The sequence below is a fragment of the Kribbella sp. NPDC048837 genome (assembly GCF_055586945.1).
Genome location: NZ_JBVJHF010000010.1, coordinates 264656 through 284728, shown reverse-complemented (window position 1 = coordinate 284728; position 20073 = coordinate 264656). Strand labels below are relative to the sequence as shown.

Below are 20073 nucleotides of genomic sequence, written 5' to 3'. Positions count from 1 at the left end.
TTTGTCAGTTTTGTCAGGGGTCATCCACCCCAAGGAGACGCCTGCATGAGCACGGCTAGTACGACACTCCACCTGCACCTGAACAGGGAGGCATCACACATGTCCGAAGGCATCGCCGAACTCGACCTGCCACAGATCGGCGAGCATGTCGCCCGCTGGACTGTGAACGATGTAGCCGAGTTCCTGCGGGTCTCGGTCAAGACCGTCTACAAGTGGCGGCTGACCGGCGACGGGCCAGTTGGCGCGCGGATCGGCAAGCACCTGCGCTACGACCCGGCCGACGTCGTGGCCTGGTTCGAGTCCCAGAAGAATGCAGCCTGAGAGGAATCCAGACATGGCACGCAAACCGCTCCCGTTGGGTGGCTGGGGGAAGATCCGCACCTACGTTGCCGCGACCAACGAGAAAGGCAAGGTGACGTCGTACCGGTCGGTCGCCAACTACCGCGACTTCGATGGAAAGGTACGGCAAGTTGAGGCGAACGGCCGCACGAAGACGCTGGCCGAAGACAACCTGCTGGAGAAGCTGAAAAATCGCCGACGGGCGAGCCAGGGCATCGGGCTCGATGCGATGGACCGGTTCTCGAAGGCTGCTGAGATGTGGTTCGAGAAGTTGGAGGACAAGGTGCGGGACGGCAAGAGGTCGCCTGGCACCGTGGACACCTACAGACGTCAGCTCGACAATCACGTAATTCCGGCGCTGGGGGAGGTACGTCTGGGGGAGCTGACGACACCTCTGCTGGACAAGGTGATCGGCAAGATCAAGTCCGAGATCGGGCCGCCAACAGCGAAGACATGCCGAAGCGTCGTCTCGGGCACGCTCGGGTTGGCGGCCCGATACGGCGCACTCGACTTCAACCCCATCCGGGACGTGGACACGATCGAGAGCGAGTCGAAGCGCAAGGCGCGTGCCCTGACGGACGATGAACGTGACGCGTGGTTCGAGCAACTTCGCGCTGACCGTGGAGCGGTCGCGGCCGACCTACCTGATCTCTCGACCTTCATGCTCGCGACCGGCGTACGGATCGGGGAGTCCTTGGCTGTGCACGGACATCAGGTCAACTTTGCCGCGAGCGAGGTGGAGATCACGCACCAGATCATCCGAGTGAAGGGCGAAGGGCTCGTGCGGATCAGGACGAAGTCCAGGGCGGGGGAGCGGGTGCTCAAGATGCCGCCGTGGGGGCTCGCGATGCTCCGCCGGCGCCTGATGGACGGCGGTCGGTTGGATCAGCCGATCTTCGCTAATCGTGACGGTGACTACCGGGACCCGACGAACGTACGGCGGGACCTGCGAGAGGCGCGGTCACCGATCGGCAGCGAGACGCGGCGGGATCTCGGGATTCAGCTCCGGACGGCTCGACGGGCGGCTGGCCTGACCCAGGAGGACGTGGCGGCGAAGCTCAAATGGCCGCGGTCGCGCGTCAGCCTGGTCGAGACGGCACGAGTGCGGCTGGAGGTGGCCGACGCTGAGAAGCTGCTCGATCTGTATCGAGTGCGAGGTAGCGACCGGATCGAACTGCTGGCACTCTCGACCGAGGCTGCTGAGGGGAGCCAAGCCGACGCTCTCGCCTGGATCACGTCGCACTCGTTCCGGAAGACGACCGCGACCATCCTGGACGACGCCGGACAGAGCGCCCGTCAGATCGCTGACCAGCTTGGTCACGCCCGGCCGTCGCTGACCCAGGACGTGTACATGGGACGCAGGGCAAAGAATCCCGCGGCGGCAGCAGCCCTGGAGGCCGCGTTGAATTCAGGTATTCGATCCGCTACTTGATAGGTACGAGGTGACCTCGCGGTGCACGATTGCGTCGCGCAGCGAGGTCACCTCGCTGACAGTGGTGATACGCCGTAGGTCTGAAAGATTTGCCCAGCGGTCAGTTTGAAGGCGTTCAATTGGGCGGCGACGGCTTGGTCATCGCCCCAACGTCCTTGGCCGTCCGCAAGTGCGATGGCGTACTTGGTGACGGCGTCTTTCAGCGACTCCAGCCCTGTCTTGGTCACGATCCGCATCCCCGGCGGCGGCGTTCCGTCCTTCTCGACCGTCGAGCTTGGGTGAACCATCACCGGAATAATCTGGGCTCCCGGGAACTCGTCGGCGGCCCAGCGCGCACTCCCGCCGAGCTGATCAACGTACCCCTTGGAAATCGTTGCGGCCACTGCACCAGTCTTGAGCTCTGTCGGCACCAAGATGTCACCCGACATCGCCCACAGATTGTCCGGTCCTGCACCCTCTTCGGCCTCCGGTCGCGTACTTGCGAATCCCAGGTGCGACCCCAGGCGCCGCCACGCAGCCTCCGCCTGCTTTACCCGGTCGTTGTCCCAGTCGATGTCGCCGAGTAGTGCTTTCACTCCCAGGACCAGTGCCATGCCGTCGGCGTACTCCGTGGAGAGGTACTCCGCCGCGGCCTTGCCCTGTGTGGCCAGAGGGCGGACTCGGGCCGGCTTGATGCCAGCCACGGGTCGAAGGACAAACTTGTTCTGCTTGACCGCGTCGGCGAGGGCCCCCTGCGCCGCGCCTGGGTCGGTGAAGTGGATGTAGGTGGCCGCCTGCTCTAGCAGCCAGCCCCTGAGGGAGGACTCGTTGATCCGGTTGACGGCCGCCTGAAGAACCTCAGCGGCGGCGCGGGTCTGGTTAGAGGCAGCGAGTTCGAACGCCTGTCGGCCGGCGACGGCCTCGGGCCGCACGATGCCGACCTCGGCGTAGCGGACATCGGCCAAGGCGCGCCGACTGGCGGTGACCCAGTCGTCCGACTGCTCGAGGCACTCATGGAGCGCAGCGCGGATCCCGTCGAGACCTTCGCCGCGAATCTGCGATGCGACCTCCCGGCTGAGTGCGAGCTGGGCCCTCGTGGCTGGGGAGAACAGATCCAGGTATTGCTTGTCGTAGGTAGCCTGTGCGAGCTGCGCGCCGAGCAGGAGAACGGCACAGTGGTCTTCGGAATGTCGGACACCGCGGCCCATGCCCTGTTCGATCCGCTGGACCTCGCGAGCCTTTCGGCCTTGGCTGTCCTCAAGCGCTGCCGCTTCACGACGCTCCCACCCGTCTAGTGGCTGCGGTACGCCGTCGAGGACGAGCAGCTCACAGGCTGTGCCAGGCAGGTCAACCCCGTCGTACTTGTTGACCATGACGACGAGCCCGACATGGCCAGCGCGTAGAGCCGCTACGCCGACCTCAAGGTCCCCCACGGTGTAGGTCTGGTCCGCATATCCGTGCCACCGTCCGGCTGCTCTGGTACTCGGAACGAGCACCACGACGTTCACCGGACGCGAGTCGCGGACGTTGTCGCCGTCACGGTCGCCTAAGGAGAACTGCTTGGCCAAAACCCGGATGGCCTCATCGCTCAGGTTGGGGTTGAGCGACACCGGGGCCAGAATCATGCGGTTGCCAAGGTCAGCGGCGCTGCCGGGCGTCACTGGCCGGCTGACGAGGTTGGGATCTGCATCCAGGTCGGTCACCAACACACTGTCGTCAGCCAGCGTGGCAGTCAGGTATACCCGGCGCTTGGCCCGGACGAACGACGGGATCATCGAGATTGGCGGGCACGGGGGGCGCACCTCGATGGCCCGGCTGCTAATGGTGGCGGTACAGAGCTGCAGGACGTCCGCCACCAGTGGCCACTCGAACATGAACTCGCGTTCCGAACGGTGGGGATGCAGGATTGCCATCACCTCGGCGCTTCGATCCGCCCAGGCCCAGAACGGAATGCGCGCCGTCGCCGTGTAGTCGCCGGACTGAATGTCCGACCACACCTTCATCGACTGATGCCTGATGTCGCCGGCGAACAGCTGGCTGAGCTTCGCGTACGCGGCGTGCGTCGAGGGGATCGTCAGCCTGAACTGCCCTTCGGTCGTGGCCAACGCTGCGTGGGCGTCGTCGATGATCACGATGCCGAGGTCCACGGGCTCCTTGCCATCGCCGGCGACACCGAAGACAGAGATCCCGTTCACCAGCTTCTGGAAGGTCGCGACCAGGATCGACTCTTGGGCTAGGAACGCCGGATCTCTCGGGTTGTCCGTAGTTGCCAGCCCCAGCCGATCGGCCTCCTTCCGTACCTGCGCGGCGAGATAGGTGTCCGGTGCCAAGTAGACGGCCTTGCCGATGCCTTCGTTCAGGGTGCTCTGTGCCATGAGCAGACCGGCGACGGTCTTACCTCCGCCGGTGTTCTGCTTGATCACAAGATCACGATCGGTCCGCCGTTCGAACCACTTGTCCAGGACTTCACCCTGTTCGTGACGGAGGTACGGCCACGGCCGCTTGGGGAGGGCTGCGTAGATGTCACGGGGCCGCAACAGAGGGTCGCCGGCGCCCGTCCCGACGCGGCTGAGGTCCAGTGGCATATCGACGCCTCCTTCGTAACAAGCGGCGCCGCCCCCGGTGTCGCTTCTGGCCCCGTCCGCCAGCCCCACCGGCCCCAGCTTCGCAGCTGGTCGGGAGCAAAAGCATGGGATAAACCATGGCCTCAGGACAGACGAAAGCCCAAGCCACTGCTGTGACCTGGGCTTTTGTGCGCCGCCAGGGACTCGAACCCCGAACCCGCTGATTAAGAGTCAGCTGCTCTGCCAATTGAGCTAGCGGCGCTTGTCGTGCTTTCGAACGATGAGGATCGTAGCAGGGGGATCGGGGAGATGCGAAATCGGTTAGGCGGTCAGGATGGTCATGGCGGCGTTGTGGCCGCCGAGGCCGGAGACGGCGCCGCCGCGGCGGGCGCCGGAGCCGCAGATCAGCAGGTTGGCGACGTCGGTCTCGGTGCCCCAGCGGCCGACGTCGGCGTCGTCGCCGGCCCAGGGCCACTGGAGGTCGCCGTGGAAGATGTGGCCGCCGGGCATGCCGACGGATTGCTCGATGTCGTACGGCGTCTTGGCCTCGACGCAGAGGTTCCCGTCGGCGTCGCGGGCGATGCAGTCCTCGAGCGGTTCGGCCAGGTAGGACTCCAGGCCGGCCAGCACCCGGCGGGTCGCCTCGGCGCGGACGGCGTCGTTGTCGGAGGCAAACAGGCGGGCGGGGAAGTGGACGCCGAAGACGGTCAGCGTGTGGTGGCCGGAGGCAACCAATGCCGGCGACAGGATCGACGGGTCGGTGAGGGAGTGGCAGTAGACCTCGGAGGGCGGTACGACGGGCAGCACGCCGGCGGCCGCCTCGGAGTACGCCGATTCGAGCTGGCTGTAGTCCTCGTCGATGTGGAAGGTGCCGGCGAACGCGCGCGCCGGATCGTCACCGGACTTCAGCGCGGGCAGCCGGCGCAGCAGCAGGTTGATCTTCAGTTGCGACCCCTCGGGCCGCGTCTCGGCCGGACGGCCACGCAGAGCATCCAGTGTGGCCGGAGCGACGTTGGAGAGGATGTAGGAGCAGTCAACGGACCGCTCACCGTCCCCGCCCATCCAGGTGACCGACCCACGCACCCCATCCGCTTCTACAGACGTCACTGACGCGTTGGTGACCAGTGCGGCGCCGGCCCGGCGGGCTGCCGCGGCCAGGGAGTCCGTGACCGCGCCCATGCCGCCGACAGGAACCCGCCACTCACCAGTGCCGTTGCCGATCAGGTGGTACAGGAAGCAGCGGTTCTGGATCAGTGACTCGTCGTGGAGGGACGCGAAGGTCCCGATGACGGAGTCGGTTGCGACCACGCCGCGCACGGTGTCGTCGGTGAAGCGCCGTTCGATGGTTTCGCCGAGAGGTCGTTCGATGAGCTCGTCCCACAGCGCCGGGTCGACCGACGAGCGCAGTGCGGCGGCCGACTGCAGAGGTTCGAGCAGGGTGGGCGCGATGGCGGCGGCAAGCGCGCCGACGTCGCCGTAGAAGGAGGTCCACGCCGCATAGTCGGCACTGCCTCCAGTGAGTGCCTCGAACGACGCACGGGTGGCCGCGCCCTCCGGCCGCTCGACCATCAGGCCGACGTCGCGTCCAGAGCGGCGTACCGGCGTGTACGACGCGACTGCGCGCGAGCGGAGCTCCAGCGACAGCCCGAGGTCCGCGACGATCTTGTCGGGCAGCAGGCTGACCAGATACGAGTAGCGGGACAGGCGCGCGTCCACACCCCGGAACACCTGCTCGCTGACCGCTGCGCCGCCGGTGCGGGCCTGTTGCTCCAGCACGAGCGTGGACAGCCCGGACTGGGCCAGATAGGTGGCGGCGACGAGGCCGTTGTGCCCGCCGCCGACGATCACGACGTCGTAGAAGTCCTTCATCCCACCGGCCAATCGAGCTTGCGGTACGCGGCGTCCCAGAACATCCATTCGTAGCGGCACGTCGTAGCGAAGTGCTGATGACAACGTTCCCGCTCCGACGCGCTCACGTCCAGTCCGTCCGTGACCGCGAGCACCGACTCCACCACCGCGTCGAACTCGTCCGAGCCGTAGGTCTCGATCCACTCGCGGTAGAGCGGGTCCGGCGACGACCGCTTCAGCAGTTCGCGGCCCACGTCGCGGTAGATCCAGTAGCAGGGCAGTACGGCGGCGACAGCCTCGGCGTACGTGCCCGTGGCGCAGACCGCGGTCAGGTAGGACATGTACGCCGTTGTCGTCGGCCCGGACCCGGCTGCGTCCACATCGGCCGGCGTCAGGCCCAAAGAGCCCAGCAGCGACGTGTGCAGCGACCGCTCGACCTCGATGGCGTTGGCGGCGTGCAGGGCGAACATGCGAACCGCGTCCTCGTCGACCGCGCGGGCGGCGACCAGGGTGAGCGCCCGTGAGTACGCCCGCAGGTAGTGACTGTCCTGGACGATGAAGTAACGGAACGCATCGTGGTCGAGGGTCCCGTCGGTCAGCCCGGTGATGAACGGGTGCCGGACGATCTCGTCGTACACGGAGGCTCCACCGCGGTCCCACAGCTCGCCGGAAAACGTCATCCCCACTCCTCGCCGTCGACTGGGACGACCTTATCCACAGCACGCCGCGACGGCACGAGACGAACGTCACTCGTCCGCTCTACTCTGGGGCATGAGTATCCAGGGGGAGATGCCGCCGGATACGCCGCTGCTGCGGCGGATCCGCGCGTCGGTGATCGGTGACGACCAGGTGATGCCCGGGCCGTACGGGCCGCGCCGGGTCACGTACGCGGACTACACCGCGTCCGGACGCGCGCTCACCTTCCTGGAGGACTTCATCCGCGAGGAAGTCCTGCCGCGGTACGCGAACACCCACACCGAGTCCAGCGGCACCGGTCTGCAGACCACCCGCCTGCGCGAGGACGCCCGCCGGATCATCCACCAGAGCGTCGGCGGCGACGACGAGACCGCGGTGATCTTCTGCGGGTCCGGTGCGACCGGTGCGATCGACAAACTGATCGGCATCCTCGGTCTGCGCATTCCCGCCGAGCTGGATGACACCTACCACCTCACCGACCAGATCCCTCCGGACCAGCGCCCGGTCGTGTTCATCGGGCCGTACGAGCACCACTCCAACGAGCTCCCGTGGCGCGAGTCCATCGCCGACGTCGTCGTGATCAGCCAGGACCATGACGGCCACATCGACATCCCGCAGCTCGAGCAACGCCTGATCGAGTACGCCGATCGCCCACTGAAGATCGGCTCGTTCTCGGCCGCCAGCAACGTCACGGGGATCGTCAGCAACACGCAGCGGGTGTCAGCGCTCCTGCACCGGCACGGCGCGCTGTCGTTCTGGGACTGCGCCGCCGCAGCGCCGTACGTCGAGATCGAGATGTACGGCGGCCGCGAGACGGACCCCCTGTCGTACAAGGACGCGATCTTCCTCAGTCCACACAAGCTGATCGGCGGACCGGGGACTCCGGGCGTCCTGGTGGCCAGGCGTGAACTGCTCCGCAACCGGGTGCCCGACGTACCGGGTGGTGGGACGGTCGCGTACGTGAACCCGCTGGAGCACCGCTACCTCGACGACCCGGTGCACCGGGAGGAGGGCGGTACGCCGGCGATCATCGGGTCGATCCGGGCCGGACTGGCGTTCCAGCTCAAGCAGGCGGTCGGGATCGACGTGATCCGCGCGCACGAGGACGCGTACCTGCGGCGCGCGGTCGAGGCGTGGAAGGACGAGCCGCACCTGCAGATCCTCGGCAACCTGGACTCCGAGCGGCTGTCGATCGTGTCGTTCGTGGTGAAGGCGCCGTCCGGGCGGTATCTGCATCACAACTTCGTCGTCGCGGTGCTGAACGACCTGTTCGGGATCCAGTCGCGCGGCGGGTGCTCGTGCGCGGGTCCGTACGGGCACACGCTGCTCGGGATCGACCTGGAGCGGTCGCACGAGTTCGCCGAGGAGATCCTGCACGGCTGCGAGGGGATCAAGCCCGGGTGGGTCCGGGTGAACTTCAACTACTTCATCTCGGAGGCCGTCTTCGAGTACGTCGTCGAGGCGGTGAAGCTGGTCGCCCGGGACGGGTGGCGGCTGCTCGGCGACTATCGCTTCGACCCGGCGACCGGACTGTGGCGCCACCACCGTGGTCCGGTCGAGCCGCCGATGCGCCTGTCGCAGGTCGGGTACGACGCCGACGGCACGCTGCGGTATCCGCGCCACGACCACACCGCGCCGGAGTCAGCCCTGCAGGACTACTTGGCTGAGGCGCGGGAGCTGCTGTCGACGTGCCAGGAGACCGGACCGGACGCGGAAGGGCGAGTGAACGCGGACTTCGACCACCTCCGCTGGTTCGACCTGCCCTCTCGATGTCTGTCGCCTCAAACGACTCTGTGATCTCCGGCGAGCGACTGCGCCACTGCGAGGGTTGCTGAGTCCAGTGGCTGGGGGTCTGTCGCGCCGTACGCGTTGATGACCTGCTGCTCGACGGTTTCCACGGTCAGCCCCGGCGCCTCGGTCGAGAGCGAGCCGACGGACACCGGGTCGAACGGCAACTCGAGGTGCCGGTAGATGTCGGCCAGGAGAGGACGGAGGCGTGCGTCGTCGCCCACGACGATCAGTGCGCTGAACAGCCATCCGTTGGGTACGACGCGTTGCCCTGTTCCGACCAGCTTCACCACGCCGCGCGCGTTGACGCTGTAGGCACCCGGACAGTACTCGCCGGGGACTGCTCCCACCCGCGCGTCGATGCCGAGTCCGTGCAGCACATCGGCGTACAGCGTCCCGTACTGCTTGAACCGGGTCTCCATGCCGTCCGGTGCCAGCCGCTCGTGCCTGACGTGGTCCACCACCAACGCCTCGGTCGTGTACGCGACCGGGCGCCCACCCACTGCCCGCACCAGCGCCTCGAACCCGGCTGCCCTGGCCGCACGCACCGCGGCGTCAAACCCCGGAAGCCGCGTATCCCGCCGACCGAACACCACCACCGGCGTGGTCGGGCGATAGACCCGCAGCGCCTCCTCGACCTCACCGCCCGACACCCGCCGCGCCAAAGCATGCCCAACCGCCAACTCGACGGCCTCGTCCCCACCGTCCACACCACCCGAGAACAACCGCACCCGACAATCGTGTCACCAGAGGTGCGGAGGAACGGATGCGGGACGGGTCGGTGGGTGGGCGGGTGGTGGGGGTTGACGCTTGTCCGAAGGGGTGGGTGGGGATCTCCGATGACCTGAAGGCGTACTTCGGGGCGACCATCGGGGAGTTGGTGGCTGCGGTCGGGGTGGACGGGGCGCCGGTGGTGGTTGGGGTGGACATTCCGATCGGGCTGCCGTTGTCGGGGGTGCGGCAGGCGGATGTGCTGGCGCGACGCGTGGTGGGGCGGCGGGCGTCGTCGGTGTTCGCGACGCCGGTCAGGGCGGCGCTGCTGGCGGCCACGCATGCGGAGGCGTCGGCGGTGAACGTGCGGGCGACGGGGAAGGGACTCAGTCAGCAGGCGTTCGCGTTGCGCAGGAAGATCCTCGAGGTCGACGCTTGGCTGCCGAGTGCTGGGTGCGCGGTCATCGAGGTGCACCCGGAGGTCTGTTTCGCGACGATGGCCGGGCGGGCGTTGAGCCATCCGAAGTCGACGTGGGCCGGTGGGGAGGAGCGCCGGCGGCTGCTCGCGGGCGTTGGGCTGGGCATCGCTGGCGACATCGGGCCGGCGGGCGAGTTCGCGGGCGTTGACGATGTGCTCGACGCGGCCGCGGTCGCGTGGACCGCCAGACGGTACGCCGAGGGCCGGGCCGTCGCCTACCCCGACCCTCCCGAAGCCCTCGGCGACGGCCCACCCGCCGCGATCTGGGCCTAACGCGCGCCGCCGCCGTCTGGGTCTAACGGGCGCCGGCTGCCGTCTGCGCCTAACGCGCGCCGGCGGATCGGAGGATCTTGGCGATCTCGGCGTAGCCGCGGTGCTCGGCGTGTTGGAGGGGAGTGACGCCGTCGTGGTCGGCGAGGGAGGGGTTGGCGCCGGCCGCGAGGAGGATCTGGACGATCTGCTGCCACGGCTCGGTCCCGCGGCCGAGGATGACGGCTTCGAGGAGGGCGGTCCAGCCGAGGTTGTTGACGTGGTTGACATCGATACCGGTCCGGACGACGCGGCGGACGTAGTCGACGTGGCCGCGTTCGCTGGCCGGGATCACCGAGATTCCGCCGAATCGGTTGCGCAGGGCCAGGTCCGGCTTGGCCGGCAGGAGGGTCTCCAGCATCGCGACGCTACCGGTGACGCCGGTGACGAGCCAGGCCGAGTCCTGCCGGTCGTCCTGAGCATCCGGATCCGCCCCGAGCCCCACCAGCAGGCGGGCGACGTCAACGCGGTCGTTCAACGACGCGAGCAGCAACGCGGTACGGCGGTTGCCGTCGCGCGACTCGATCGGCGCACCGGCGGCCAGCGCGGCGGCAGCCTGGTTCGCGTCGCCGGAGCTGGCGGCCGCGAGCAGTGCGGCGGCAGGGGAGCTCGGGCGTTTGGTGGCGAGTACGGCGCTCACCGCAGTCTGGCCGAGCTTCTGAGCACCCTGCACCGGCGTGGTGCCGTCGCGCTCCGCGGGCTTGTCGCGGTCGGCTCCGGCGGCGATCAGCAGCCGGACGGTGTCGACGTACTGCGGTGTGCCCTTGCCGAGCAGAACCGCCTCGTGCAGAGCAGTCCAGCCCAGGTTGTTGACGTGGTCGACAGCCACACCGGCCTGGAGGAGTCGGCCGACCACGGCCGCGTGACCACGCTCAGCAGCCCGGATCAGCGCCGTACCGTGGTAGCTGTCGAGGCTTCGGATGTCGGCGCCGTGCTGCAACGTGAGGTCGAGCAGGTCGAGGTAGCCCTCGCTGGCGGCGATCAGGAACGCGCTCTGCACGGTGTCGTCGGTTGCGTTGACGTCCGCGCCGGCGGTGATCAGCCGGCGGGCCTCGGCGACGTCGTTCTTCCAGGCAGCGGCGATCAGTTGCTGATCGAGCGTGCTGACTGTCGACACGGTGGTAGTCCTCTGCGGTGGTGTGCTCTCAGCGGTCGTGCAGGCTGCCGTCAGCAGTACGACGGCAGCCGCGGTCAGCAGCCTGTTCATCCGCGCGGCGGGGTCAGCGTGATGACCTGGTACGGCGGCAGCGCGGTCGGCTCGTCGAACTTGCTGTCGACCAGCAGCAGTCTGCCCTGCGCGAGCTTCGCCGTGGTGAGCACCCGGTCCGGGTCCGTGGGCGTCGCCGACACGAGTCGCGCCGTACGAGCGTCGCCCGACAGCTCCAGCGTGGTCAGCACCCGCGAGAAGTTCCGCACCACCCAGAGCAGCCGCCCCTCCTGAACGAGACCGTCAGCGTTGACCAGGTCCGCCGTACCGGTGTCGATCGCCGAAACCGCGCCGGTGCGCAGCGAGAACCGCCAGAGCTTGCCGACGTTGCCCTGGGCCACGACCAGCGAACGCCGGTCCGGGGACAGCACGATGCCGCCAAGGTTGAAGCCACTCTGCGTCGGGATCGTCGCAGTGGCGTCCGCCCATGTCCGGATGGTCCACCGGCCGTGCTGCTCGGCGACCCGGAACACCTGCGGCGCGTTCGAGTTGGTCACGTACGCCGCTCCGTCCGGCCCGATCACCAGGTCGTTCAGGAACGCGTTCGGTACGCCGGTCCGCAGCGCCGCGAGCAGCCGCCCGTCACGGTCGTAGACCCACAGGTCCGGCGCACCGGAGTGATCGATGCCGTTCGGACCACCTGCGACGTACACCCGGCCCCGCGCGTCGACGGTGACGCCGCGCGCGGTCCAGCGCCCGTCGGTCCCGTCGCCCGGCAGCCACTCGGTCGCGGCCGAGGAGCGCAGCTGCCCGCGATGGATCTCGCCGCCGGTGGTCTCCGAGACGTAGTACCGCTGCGTGCGAGCGTCGTACCCGATGCCCTCGAACTTCGACCCACCGGTGTCACCGGGAAGCTCGTAAGAACTGGGCCGGGCGGACGCCGTGGGTACGCCGACGCCCACCAGGGCGGCGGACAGCGCCAGAGTCGCGGACAGGGAGCGGACGGACATGAGGACCTCTCATCACTCGAACGGGTGGACTGCCTCCAGACTGGTCCGCCGCGGCCGCTCGCACGACGGGTGTTCGGCCACCTTGCGATAGCCGAACGGATGATTCGGAAGGCGGTCCGCGGGGCCTACCATCGGCAGGACATGACCACTTCACGCACACCGGCCGCCGTCCTCGGCCATGCCAACGGGCTCGTGACGGCGCTGCACGCGGCGTTCGTCGTGCTGGTGCTCGCCTCCGCGGTCCGGTACCTGACCGGGCACGGGTTCGATGGCCGGGCGCCCTGGGTGCTGGCAGGCGCTGCGGTGCTGCTGGCGACGTACGCCGCGCACAAAGCCCTGCCCAGTCGCGTGTGGCTCGCGTTGCTGGTGGTGGTGTGGTTCGGACTGGTTCTGGTGGCGCCTTCGTTCGCATGGTGCGCCGTACCGCTGTCGTTCGTGGCCCTGCGGGTGCTGGCGTTCTGGCCGGCCTGTGTGGTCGTTGCGGGCATGGTGGTCGTCACAGTGGTGCAGTGGACCCGGATGGCTGACCGACTGGACCCCACGATCGTGCTGGGGCCGGTGTGCATCGCCGTACTCGCGGTTGGGGCCTATCGGGCGTTGGAGCGGGACGCCCTGGCGCGGCAGGCGCTGCTGGACGACCTGCACGCGGCTCAGGGTGATCTGGCCGACGCGCAGCACCAGGCCGGCGCACTGGCCGAGCGGGCGCGGTTGTCGCGCGAGATCCACGACAGCGTGGCCCAGGGACTCTCCAGCATCAATCTGCTGCTCCAAGCGGCCGAACGGGAGTGGGACGACCGCCCGGCCGCGGCACGCGAGCACGCGGCCCAGGCGGCGGCGACCGCCCGGGACGGGCTGGATGAGGTACGGCGGGTGGTCCGCGACCTGGCACCCGCGGAGCTGGCGGTCTCCGGTGCACTGCCGGACGCGCTCCGGCAAGCCTGTGAGCGACTTGCCGCGCACAGCAGCGTGGAGGTCCGGGTCCAGGTGGAGGGTACGCCGGTGTCGCTCGGCACCGAGGTGGAGACCGCTTTGCTGCGCACTGCCCGTGGTGCACTGGCCAATGTGCTCGAACACGCCGATGCCACCACCGCTGTGGTCACGTTGACCTACCAGCCGGACGCAGTCGTCCTCGACGTCCGCGACGACGGCCGCGGCCTGCTCCAGCAACCCACTGACCCGGACCGTGGCCGGGGATTGGCCGGTATTCGCGATCGCCTGGCGCAGCTCGGCGGGACTCTGGTGCTCGAAAGTGAACCAGGGGAGGGGACGGCGTTGGCCGCATCAATCCCGTTGGAACGCTCATGATCCGGGTCGCCCTGGTCGACGACCATCCGGTGGTGCGGGCCGGGATGCGTGCCCTGGTCGAGGGGCAGGACGACCTGTCCGTGGTGGGCGAGGCGTCCGCCGCCCACAGCGCCGAGCAGCTCGTCGCCGCGGTCCGGCCTGATGTCGTGCTGATGGATCTCAACCTCGGCGCGGGCCCGGGCGGCGCCGAGGTGACCGCGCGGCTGCGGGCGTTGCCGGAACCACCTCAGGTCTTGGTGCTGACGACGTACGACACCGAGGCGGACATCATGAGCGCGATCGACGCCGGCGCCTCCGGGTACTTGCTGAAGGACGCGCCGCCGGAGGATCTGTTCCGGGCGATCCGGGGCACCGCGCGCGGTGAGACCGTCCTGGCGCCGGCCGTCGCGGCCCGGCTGGTACGGCGATCCGGTCCGCTGCTGACCGAGCGCGAGGTCGAGATCCTCGGCCTGCTCGCGACCGGTCAGTCGAACCGGGAGATGGCGCGCCGACTGTTCGTCAGCGAGGCGACGGTCAAGTCGCATCTCTCACACATCTACACCAAGCTCGAAGTCGACACCCGTGCCGCGGCGGTCGCCCGGGCCATCGAGCAACGGATCATCCGCCCACCCGGCTGAACGCTCGGGTTGCCGGGAGCGGCGGGGGCCGGGGCTTAGGGTCGGCTTGTGAGCACCTCGGACGAACCGGCGGGAGGCGAGAGCTTTTTCACCGTGCTCGTCGCGCTCACCGCCAACCTGTTGATCGCGGTGGCGAAGACGGTGGTCGCGGTGATCACCGGCTCGGCCTCGATGGCGGCGGAGTCCGCGCACTCCTGGGCCGACACCGGCAACGAGATCTTCCTGCTCGTCGGCGAGCGCCGGGCCCGGAAGCCGGCCGACCAGACCCACCCGCTCGGGTACGGGCGGGTCGGCTACATCTGGTCGATGTTCGCCGCGTTCGGCCTGTTCACGGTCGGCGCGGCGGTGTCGGTCTGGCACGGGATCCAGTCGCTGCAGCGCGGGGAGGCCGAGACCGCGTCCTACTCCTGGGCGTACGCCGTACTCGGGATCTCGTTCGTCCTCGAGGGGATCTCGTTCGCGCAGGCGTTGCGGCAGACGAAGGCCGGCGCGCTGGAACGGATGCTGCGGCCGTGGCGTTACGTGCGGCTCACGTCGAACCCGGTCCTGCGGGCGGTGTTCGTCGAGGACCTGTCGGCGTTGATCGGGATCGTGATCGCGGCGCTGGCGATCCTGCTGCATCAGCTGACCGGCAACGCGGTCTGGGACGCGATCGGGTCGATCGTGGTCGGTGTGCTGCTCGGCTGCGTCGCGCTGTTCCTGATCAGCCGGAACATGGACTTCCTGACCGGTGAGGCGGTCACCCCGCTGGCCCGCAACCGCGCGCTCCGGGCGCTGCTCGATCACCGGGACATCGAACGGGTCAGCTTCCTGCACATGGAGTGGGTCGGCGCCGACAAGATCTTCCTGGTCGCCGCCGTCGACCTCGCCGGCAACGCCCCGGAGTCCGAGGTCGCCGCCCGCCTCAACGGCCTGGAAGACGCCCTCAACGCCCGCCCCGAGATCGTCCAAGCGGTGCTGACCCTCAGCCGCCCCGGCGACACCACCAGCCTGCACCCCGCCGAACTTCCTGCCTGGTACGTCGGCACGTAGCGGTCGGCGTCGGCGTCGTACGCCATCGGCTCGGTCAGCCGGCCGGCGTTCTCCAGCGCGAAATCGGTCCAGCCCTCCAGCTCGGTGACGGTGTGCTCGGCGAAGAGCTGGCGGCCGGCCCGTTTCGGGGTCATCTCCCAGACGACGTGTTTGATGCCGTTCTCACAGAGGTCCAGCCTGAGCCCGTCGTTGGCGTCCGGCCAGGCGCATCCGGGGCAGTCGAACCCGCCGTCTCACCCATCCCAACCCCCTTCACCCATCCCGACCCCCTGACTCACCACCACTCTGCACCCGGCGAGTCCACGTAACACAGAGGCCGGGTTCGCGGATACAACGAGTGAGCCCGTCCTGCTCCGGCAGGACTGGCCTGGTGCGCCGGGAAGCCTGGTCGGCAGCAGATTCCGCACGCCCGAAAGGCCGCCCATGCTCTCCTTCCAACGCTGGTCCTCAGTGCTCGGTGCGTTCGCGCTGGTCGCCGCGTTGCTCGGTCTCGTGGCGTTGCTGGACATCCGGCATCAGCGAGCCGTCGGGCAGGACTATCTCGATACCGGGGTCCAGGCTGTGGCCGATCAGGTCGAGGTCCGGGTCCGGTTCGGGCGCGGCGGCAGCTACATCGACGAGGTCGACGTGACGTACCCGTGGCGGCCGAACGCCGTCAGGCGATGCTGTCGAACATCCTGGGCGACCCCGAGGGCAACGCCGACGGCCGCCACCCACTGGCGGCCGGAACGCGGTACGCCGCCCCGCTCCGCATCCTCTACAAGCCCGACGACCCGTCCGAGGTCATCGCCCTGGTGGACGCCGAGGAGTTCGCCTTCGACTCCGGGACCCCGTCCGTCGTCGCCGCCATGGTGTCCGTCGGCGGCACCACCACGATCTTCGTCGGCCTCAGCTGGATCGCCTACACCCGCCTCCGCAAGCACCACCCGCCTAACCACCCCCGCCACGCCAACCGGTAAACAACAGCGCAACAAGCCCGGCGACCCCGGCCCCGGCCGTGGCTCGAGCGAGTGGTGCCGACGACGTGGTGCTGCGACACCCGGATAATTCGTATTACCGAGGAATCTGATGCGAGGCTTTGTTCACCGGAACGGACCCGAGTCTTCGAGGGAACGATGACTGACGAGAGTGAAGCGGCTTACGGACAGATTCAGGAGCGGGTGGGGCGCGGGTGGAATACGTGGGACACGCGCAGTGTGCTGACGCAGGTGTTGTTGCCGGAAGGGCTGGGGTTGTCCTTCGGACTGAAGGAGTACTACCGCGGTACGTCGTTGCGGACGGCGCAGATCGGCCGGCGGATCGAGGGCGCGGAGAGCGTGACGCTCGGGCGGCACGCGTACGACGGCAGCTACACGGAGACCACGGTCAGCTGGGCCGGCATCACGATCCGGGTGCAGACCGCCCACGCCGGTGACGACCTGGTGGCGCTGGTGACGCCATCGGCCAACCAGCAGAAGAGCGGATTGTTGACAATCGCCGTCAGCTACCTGTGGAACCGCCCGGGGATCGTCAGCCGCGAGCGCGACCACCTCCGCGCCACACATCCCGGCGGGACAACGGTCGACATCTTCGCCACCGCCCCACACATCGACGATCCGTACGTCGACATCGACGGGCCGTACCTCGCCCTCGAGCTCATCGGTGCCGTGGGGCTCAGCACCGGACAAGCGCGCACTCTGACCGAGATCGCGGAGATCGTCGCCGCCGCATCGACCGACATCGGCGTGGCCGGATCCGATCCCATCGCGCAGCACCACGAGATCGTCCGGGACGCGATCTCCTGGAACACCATCTACGAACCGTCCAAGTCACGCGTGATCACCGGCGTCAGCCGATTGTGGAATGTCGGCAAGCGCGGCGGATACGCGCTGTTCTGCTGGGACGCGTTCTTCAACGCCCTGATCGCCGCCCCGAAGAGCAAGGAGGTCGCGTACCTCAACGCGGTCGAGATGCTCCGCGCGATCACCCCCGACGGCTTCGTACCGAACGTCGAGCAGGGCACCGGCCGGAAGACGTACGACGGATCGCAGCCGCCGATCGGATCGTTGACAATCCTCGAGTTGTACCGCCGGTTCGGTGAGCACTGGTTCCTCGAGGAGACCTTCGACGCCCTACTGTCCTGGAACCGCTGGTGGTGGCGCGTCCGCCGGGACGGCGAGCTGCTCTGCGCGGGGTCGACGTACTTCGATCCGGAGTTCCCGTCGCCGCAGGACATCCCGCGGATCCATCAGCACTTCGGTGCGACCTGTGAGAGCGGCTGGGACGGGCATCCGGTGTTCGACGATGTGCCGTTCGACCAAACGAAGAGTCTGCTCGCCGCGCACGACGTCGGCCTGAACAGCCTGTACGCCGCCGATTGCGAGGCGCTGGCCGAGATCGCCGAGATCCTCGGCCACGCGGATGCGGTGACGGAACTGCGCGACCGGCACCAGACCGTCGTCCGCGCGCTGGAGACGTTGTGGGACGAGCCGAGCGGGATCTATCGCAGCCGGCGGACCGACACCGGATTGCCGACAGAACGATTGTCGACAATGAGCTTCTACCCGTTGCTGGCCGGCGTGGGGGACGGCGAGCGTACGGCGCGGATGGTGGCCGAGCACCTGGTCAGCGACGACGGGTTCGGCGGTGAGTGGATCCTGCCGACGTCGCCGAGGCACGAGCCGATCGAGTTGAAGGAGACCAGCTACTGGGAGGGCCGGGCCTGGCCGCCGGTGAACTTCCTGGTCTACCTGGGGTTGCTGCGCGCCGGTGAGAAGGAGACGGCGGCGTGGCTGGCGGAGGGGAGTTCGCGGCTGGTGCTGAAGGAGTGGAACCAGCACCGGCACGTCCACGAGAACTACTCGAGTGTGCACGGCGGCGCCTGCGACAAGCCGAACAGCGAGCCGTTCCAGACCTGGGGTGCGTTGCTGAGTCTGATCGTCCTGATGGAGCACGGCGAAGTGACCCTGTTCGACGACAAGAGGTGGCGCCCATGACCGGTGGTGGCGATCTGTTGAGTGGTGTGGTCGTGCCGTTGGTGACTCCGATGTCGGCGCCTGGTGTGCCGTCGGCGGAGGCCGGTGAGCCGTTGCTGGCGGCGATGGCTTCGGTTGGTGTACGGCGGTTGATGTTGCTCGGCAGCAACGGGGAAGGACCGCTGATCCCGGCCGAGGTGTCCGGCGAGTTCGTGGCCGGCGTGGTGAAGCGGTGGCGTGAGCTGGTGCCGGCCGGGACGATCCTGGTCAACGTCACCGCACCGGGCACGGCGGAAGCGGAACGGCGGGCCGACGACGCGGCTTCGGCCGGAGCAGATGCGATCGTGGCGAGTCCGCCGACCTTCTTCAAGCACCGTGACGACGAGGTGGTCGCGCACTTCGCCGCACTGGGTCGCCACGGGCTGCCCGCGGTCGCCTACAACACGCCTCGCTCCACACTGCTGACCAAGGCGTCTGCCGGCGCACTCGTCGCGATGCCACACCTGACGGGTGTCAAGGACTCCTCGGGCGACCCGGACATGCTGCGCTACCTGCTCTCGATCGCACGGCCCGGCTTCGAGGTTAGCCAGGGCGACGAGAAGCAGCTCGCCGACGCATTGCGTGCTGGAGCTCACGGCATCACCCCCGGCATCGCCAACCTGGCTCCCGGACTCGCACTAGAGATGGTTGCCCCCGGCGCCGATCTCGACCGGCTCCAGGAGCTTTCGACCGCCCTGACCAGGATCCACGCCGTGCGTCCCGGAGTACCGACCGTCAAGGCGCTGCTGAACGCACGTGGTCTGTGCCCGCCGCACTGCGCACCACCGCTCGCGCCCTGTACGCCGGACGAGCTGCGACAGCTCGCTGACGTCGTGGCGCCGCTGGAGGATCACCTCATCTCTGGGAGTGCCTCATGATCGGCCGGCGGGCGTTCACCGTTGGACTGGGTGTGGCGGCAGGAGCCGCAGTCACCGGCATCACGCCGGCCTTCGCGGGTCGTGGCCCCGGGCAACCGCCGTACGACGAGACGACCTTGTGGGACGCGTCATCGGGATCGCTGGCCAACTACCACGTGCACGGGCTGACCGTGCTGCCTGATGACACCATCCTGGCGTTCACCGAGGGCCGTCACGAGGTGTGCGATGCGGGACCACGTGACCTGCTGCTGCGGCAACCCGGCGCTGGTGTTTGATCGGCACACGGGCGAGGTGTTCCTGTTCTACAACCTGTCCGGCCGTTTGCCCGAGAACACGAGCTGCTCCGGCGACACCGGCGTACTGTACGTCGTCTCCAGCACGGATGGCGGTGTGACCTGGGGTGAGCCGCGGGTCCTCGACCTGTTCGACCACTTCGGCTACGACTGGGCGCTGCACTCGCCCGGACCCGGCCACGGCATCCAGCTCGACAACGGACGGCTGCTGATGAACGTCGCGCACCGACGGGTCATCGTCGGCAACAGCGTGGCAGAACGGATGTACGGCGTCGCATCCGTCTGCAGCGACGACCACGGACGGACGTGGCAGACCACTGGCGCCGTACCGGTGTCGGTGGACTATCCGATCAACGAGGCCCGGCTGGTGCAGCTCGACGACGGCACTGTGCTGATCAACGGACGGTACGCCGCCGGTGGGAACAGGCAACGGATCACCTCGGTCAGCAAGGACAGTGGGCTCACCTGGTCCGCGCCGACGATGGACGGTGGCACGGGGACGTTCAACGCCGTCGACGCGGGCATGCTCGGGTACACACGCGGCCGCATCCTGTTCAGCCGGCCGGACGCACCGGTCCGCTACAACATGACCGTGTCGGTCAGCTACGACGACGCCCAGACCTTCCGCTACCGCCGAGTGATCAACCCGAACCG

At 68.4% G+C, this 20073-nt stretch carries 17 protein-coding genes, 1 tRNA gene and 1 pseudogene; 12 read left to right on the top strand and 7 right to left on the bottom strand.

The genetic code is table 11. From position 1 onward, the window contains the following. Positions 1-45 precede the first annotated feature (45 nt). Entirely contained in the window at positions 46-321 is a 276-nt protein-coding gene (locus tag ACZ6O0_RS38545) for a helix-turn-helix domain-containing protein (protein WP_465770017.1), read from the top strand. 13 nt (positions 322-334) lie between these two features. Continuing rightward, complete coding sequence (locus ACZ6O0_RS38540; RefSeq protein ID WP_465770016.1) at positions 335-1771, top strand: helix-turn-helix domain-containing protein; 1437 nt, start codon at positions 335-337, stop codon at positions 1769-1771. Between the two features lie 47 nt (positions 1772-1818). On the opposite strand, the gene ACZ6O0_RS38535 is transcribed toward ACZ6O0_RS38540, so the two are convergent. The 4 genes from ACZ6O0_RS38535 to tenA all read right to left on the bottom strand — a co-directional run bounded on the left by ACZ6O0_RS38535 (position 1819) and on the right by tenA (position 6842). Further along, positions 1819-4335 (bottom strand): DEAD/DEAH box helicase, encoded by a 2517-nt coding sequence (locus ACZ6O0_RS38535; RefSeq protein WP_465770015.1) that lies wholly within the window; start codon positions 4333-4335, stop codon positions 1819-1821. Positions 4336-4503: 168 nt separating this feature from the next. Next, a tRNA-Lys gene (locus tag ACZ6O0_RS38530) sits at positions 4504-4576 on the bottom strand. A 59-nt stretch (positions 4577-4635) separates the two neighbouring features. Next, positions 4636-6183, bottom strand: coding sequence for a phytoene desaturase family protein (locus ACZ6O0_RS38525; RefSeq protein WP_465770098.1), 1548 nt, complete (start codon positions 6181-6183; stop codon positions 4636-4638). After that, complete coding sequence (gene tenA / locus ACZ6O0_RS38520; RefSeq protein ID WP_465770014.1) at positions 6180-6842, bottom strand: thiaminase II; 663 nt, start codon at positions 6840-6842, stop codon at positions 6180-6182. The genes ACZ6O0_RS38525 and tenA overlap by 4 nt, the downstream gene beginning before the upstream one ends. 91 nt (positions 6843-6933) lie before the next feature. Between tenA and ACZ6O0_RS38515 the strand changes: the two genes are divergently transcribed. Then, positions 6934-8655 carry an aminotransferase class V-fold PLP-dependent enzyme gene (locus ACZ6O0_RS38515; RefSeq protein WP_465770013.1) on the top strand — a complete coding sequence of 574 codons (1722 nt, stop codon included), beginning with the start codon at positions 6934-6936 and terminating at the stop codon, positions 8653-8655. Here ACZ6O0_RS38515 and ACZ6O0_RS38510 read toward each other — a convergent pair. After that, a complete protein-coding gene (locus ACZ6O0_RS38510) occupies positions 8640-9377 on the bottom strand; it encodes a lipoate--protein ligase family protein (RefSeq protein WP_465770012.1) in 738 nt (245 codons plus the stop codon). The genes ACZ6O0_RS38515 and ACZ6O0_RS38510 overlap by 16 nt on opposite strands. Before the next feature lie 35 nt (positions 9378-9412). On the opposite strand from ACZ6O0_RS38510, the gene ACZ6O0_RS38505 reads away from it, so the two are divergent. Then, positions 9413-10108: a DUF429 domain-containing protein gene (locus ACZ6O0_RS38505; protein WP_465770011.1), complete on the top strand. Its 696-nt coding sequence runs from the start codon at positions 9413-9415 to the stop codon at positions 10106-10108. 49 nt (positions 10109-10157) lie between these two features. Here the strand turns inward: ACZ6O0_RS38505 and ACZ6O0_RS38500 are convergent, their stop codons facing one another. Continuing rightward, complete coding sequence (locus ACZ6O0_RS38500; protein WP_465770010.1) at positions 10158-11261, bottom strand: ankyrin repeat domain-containing protein; 1104 nt, start codon at positions 11259-11261, stop codon at positions 10158-10160. A gap of 86 nt (positions 11262-11347) precedes the next feature. Beyond that, positions 11348-12301 carry an SMP-30/gluconolactonase/LRE family protein gene (locus ACZ6O0_RS38495; RefSeq protein ID WP_465770009.1) on the bottom strand — a complete coding sequence of 318 codons (954 nt, stop codon included), beginning with the start codon at positions 12299-12301 and terminating at the stop codon, positions 11348-11350. A 141-nt stretch (positions 12302-12442) separates the two neighbouring features. On the opposite strand from ACZ6O0_RS38495, the gene ACZ6O0_RS38490 reads away from it, so the two are divergent. From ACZ6O0_RS38490 to ACZ6O0_RS38455, 8 genes and pseudogenes are all read left to right on the top strand, one after another. After that, positions 12443-13606, top strand: a complete 1164-nt coding sequence (locus tag ACZ6O0_RS38490; protein ID WP_465770008.1) for a sensor histidine kinase — start codon at positions 12443-12445, stop codon at positions 13604-13606. Continuing rightward, positions 13603-14223, top strand: coding sequence for a response regulator (locus ACZ6O0_RS38485; RefSeq protein ID WP_465770007.1), 621 nt, complete (start codon positions 13603-13605; stop codon positions 14221-14223). Before ACZ6O0_RS38490 ends, ACZ6O0_RS38485 begins: the two co-directional genes overlap by 4 nt. Positions 14224-14271: 48 nt before the next feature. Continuing rightward, positions 14272-15255, top strand: a complete 984-nt coding sequence (locus tag ACZ6O0_RS38480; protein WP_465770006.1) for a cation diffusion facilitator family transporter — start codon at positions 14272-14274, stop codon at positions 15253-15255. Between the two features lie 638 nt (positions 15256-15893). After that, positions 15894-16214: a hypothetical protein gene (locus ACZ6O0_RS38475; protein WP_465770005.1), complete on the top strand. Its 321-nt coding sequence runs from the start codon at positions 15894-15896 to the stop codon at positions 16212-16214. A 237-nt stretch (positions 16215-16451) separates the two neighbouring features. After that, positions 16452-18230, top strand: coding sequence for an MGH1-like glycoside hydrolase domain-containing protein (locus ACZ6O0_RS38470; protein WP_465770004.1), 1779 nt, complete (start codon positions 16452-16454; stop codon positions 18228-18230). Next, a complete protein-coding gene (locus tag ACZ6O0_RS38465) occupies positions 18227-19126 on the top strand; it encodes a dihydrodipicolinate synthase family protein (RefSeq protein WP_465770003.1) in 900 nt (299 codons plus the stop codon). The genes ACZ6O0_RS38470 and ACZ6O0_RS38465 overlap by 4 nt, the downstream gene beginning before the upstream one ends. Further along, on the top strand, positions 19123-19401 hold the full coding sequence (locus ACZ6O0_RS38460) for a sialidase family protein (protein WP_465770002.1): 279 nt from the start codon (positions 19123-19125) through the stop codon (positions 19399-19401). Before ACZ6O0_RS38465 ends, ACZ6O0_RS38460 begins: the two co-directional genes overlap by 4 nt. Continuing rightward, positions 19307-20056, top strand: a pseudogene (locus ACZ6O0_RS38455) (sialidase family protein); the annotation flags it as partial. The gene ACZ6O0_RS38460 and the pseudogene ACZ6O0_RS38455, both read left to right, overlap by 95 nt. Positions 20057-20073: the final 17 nt, after the last annotated feature.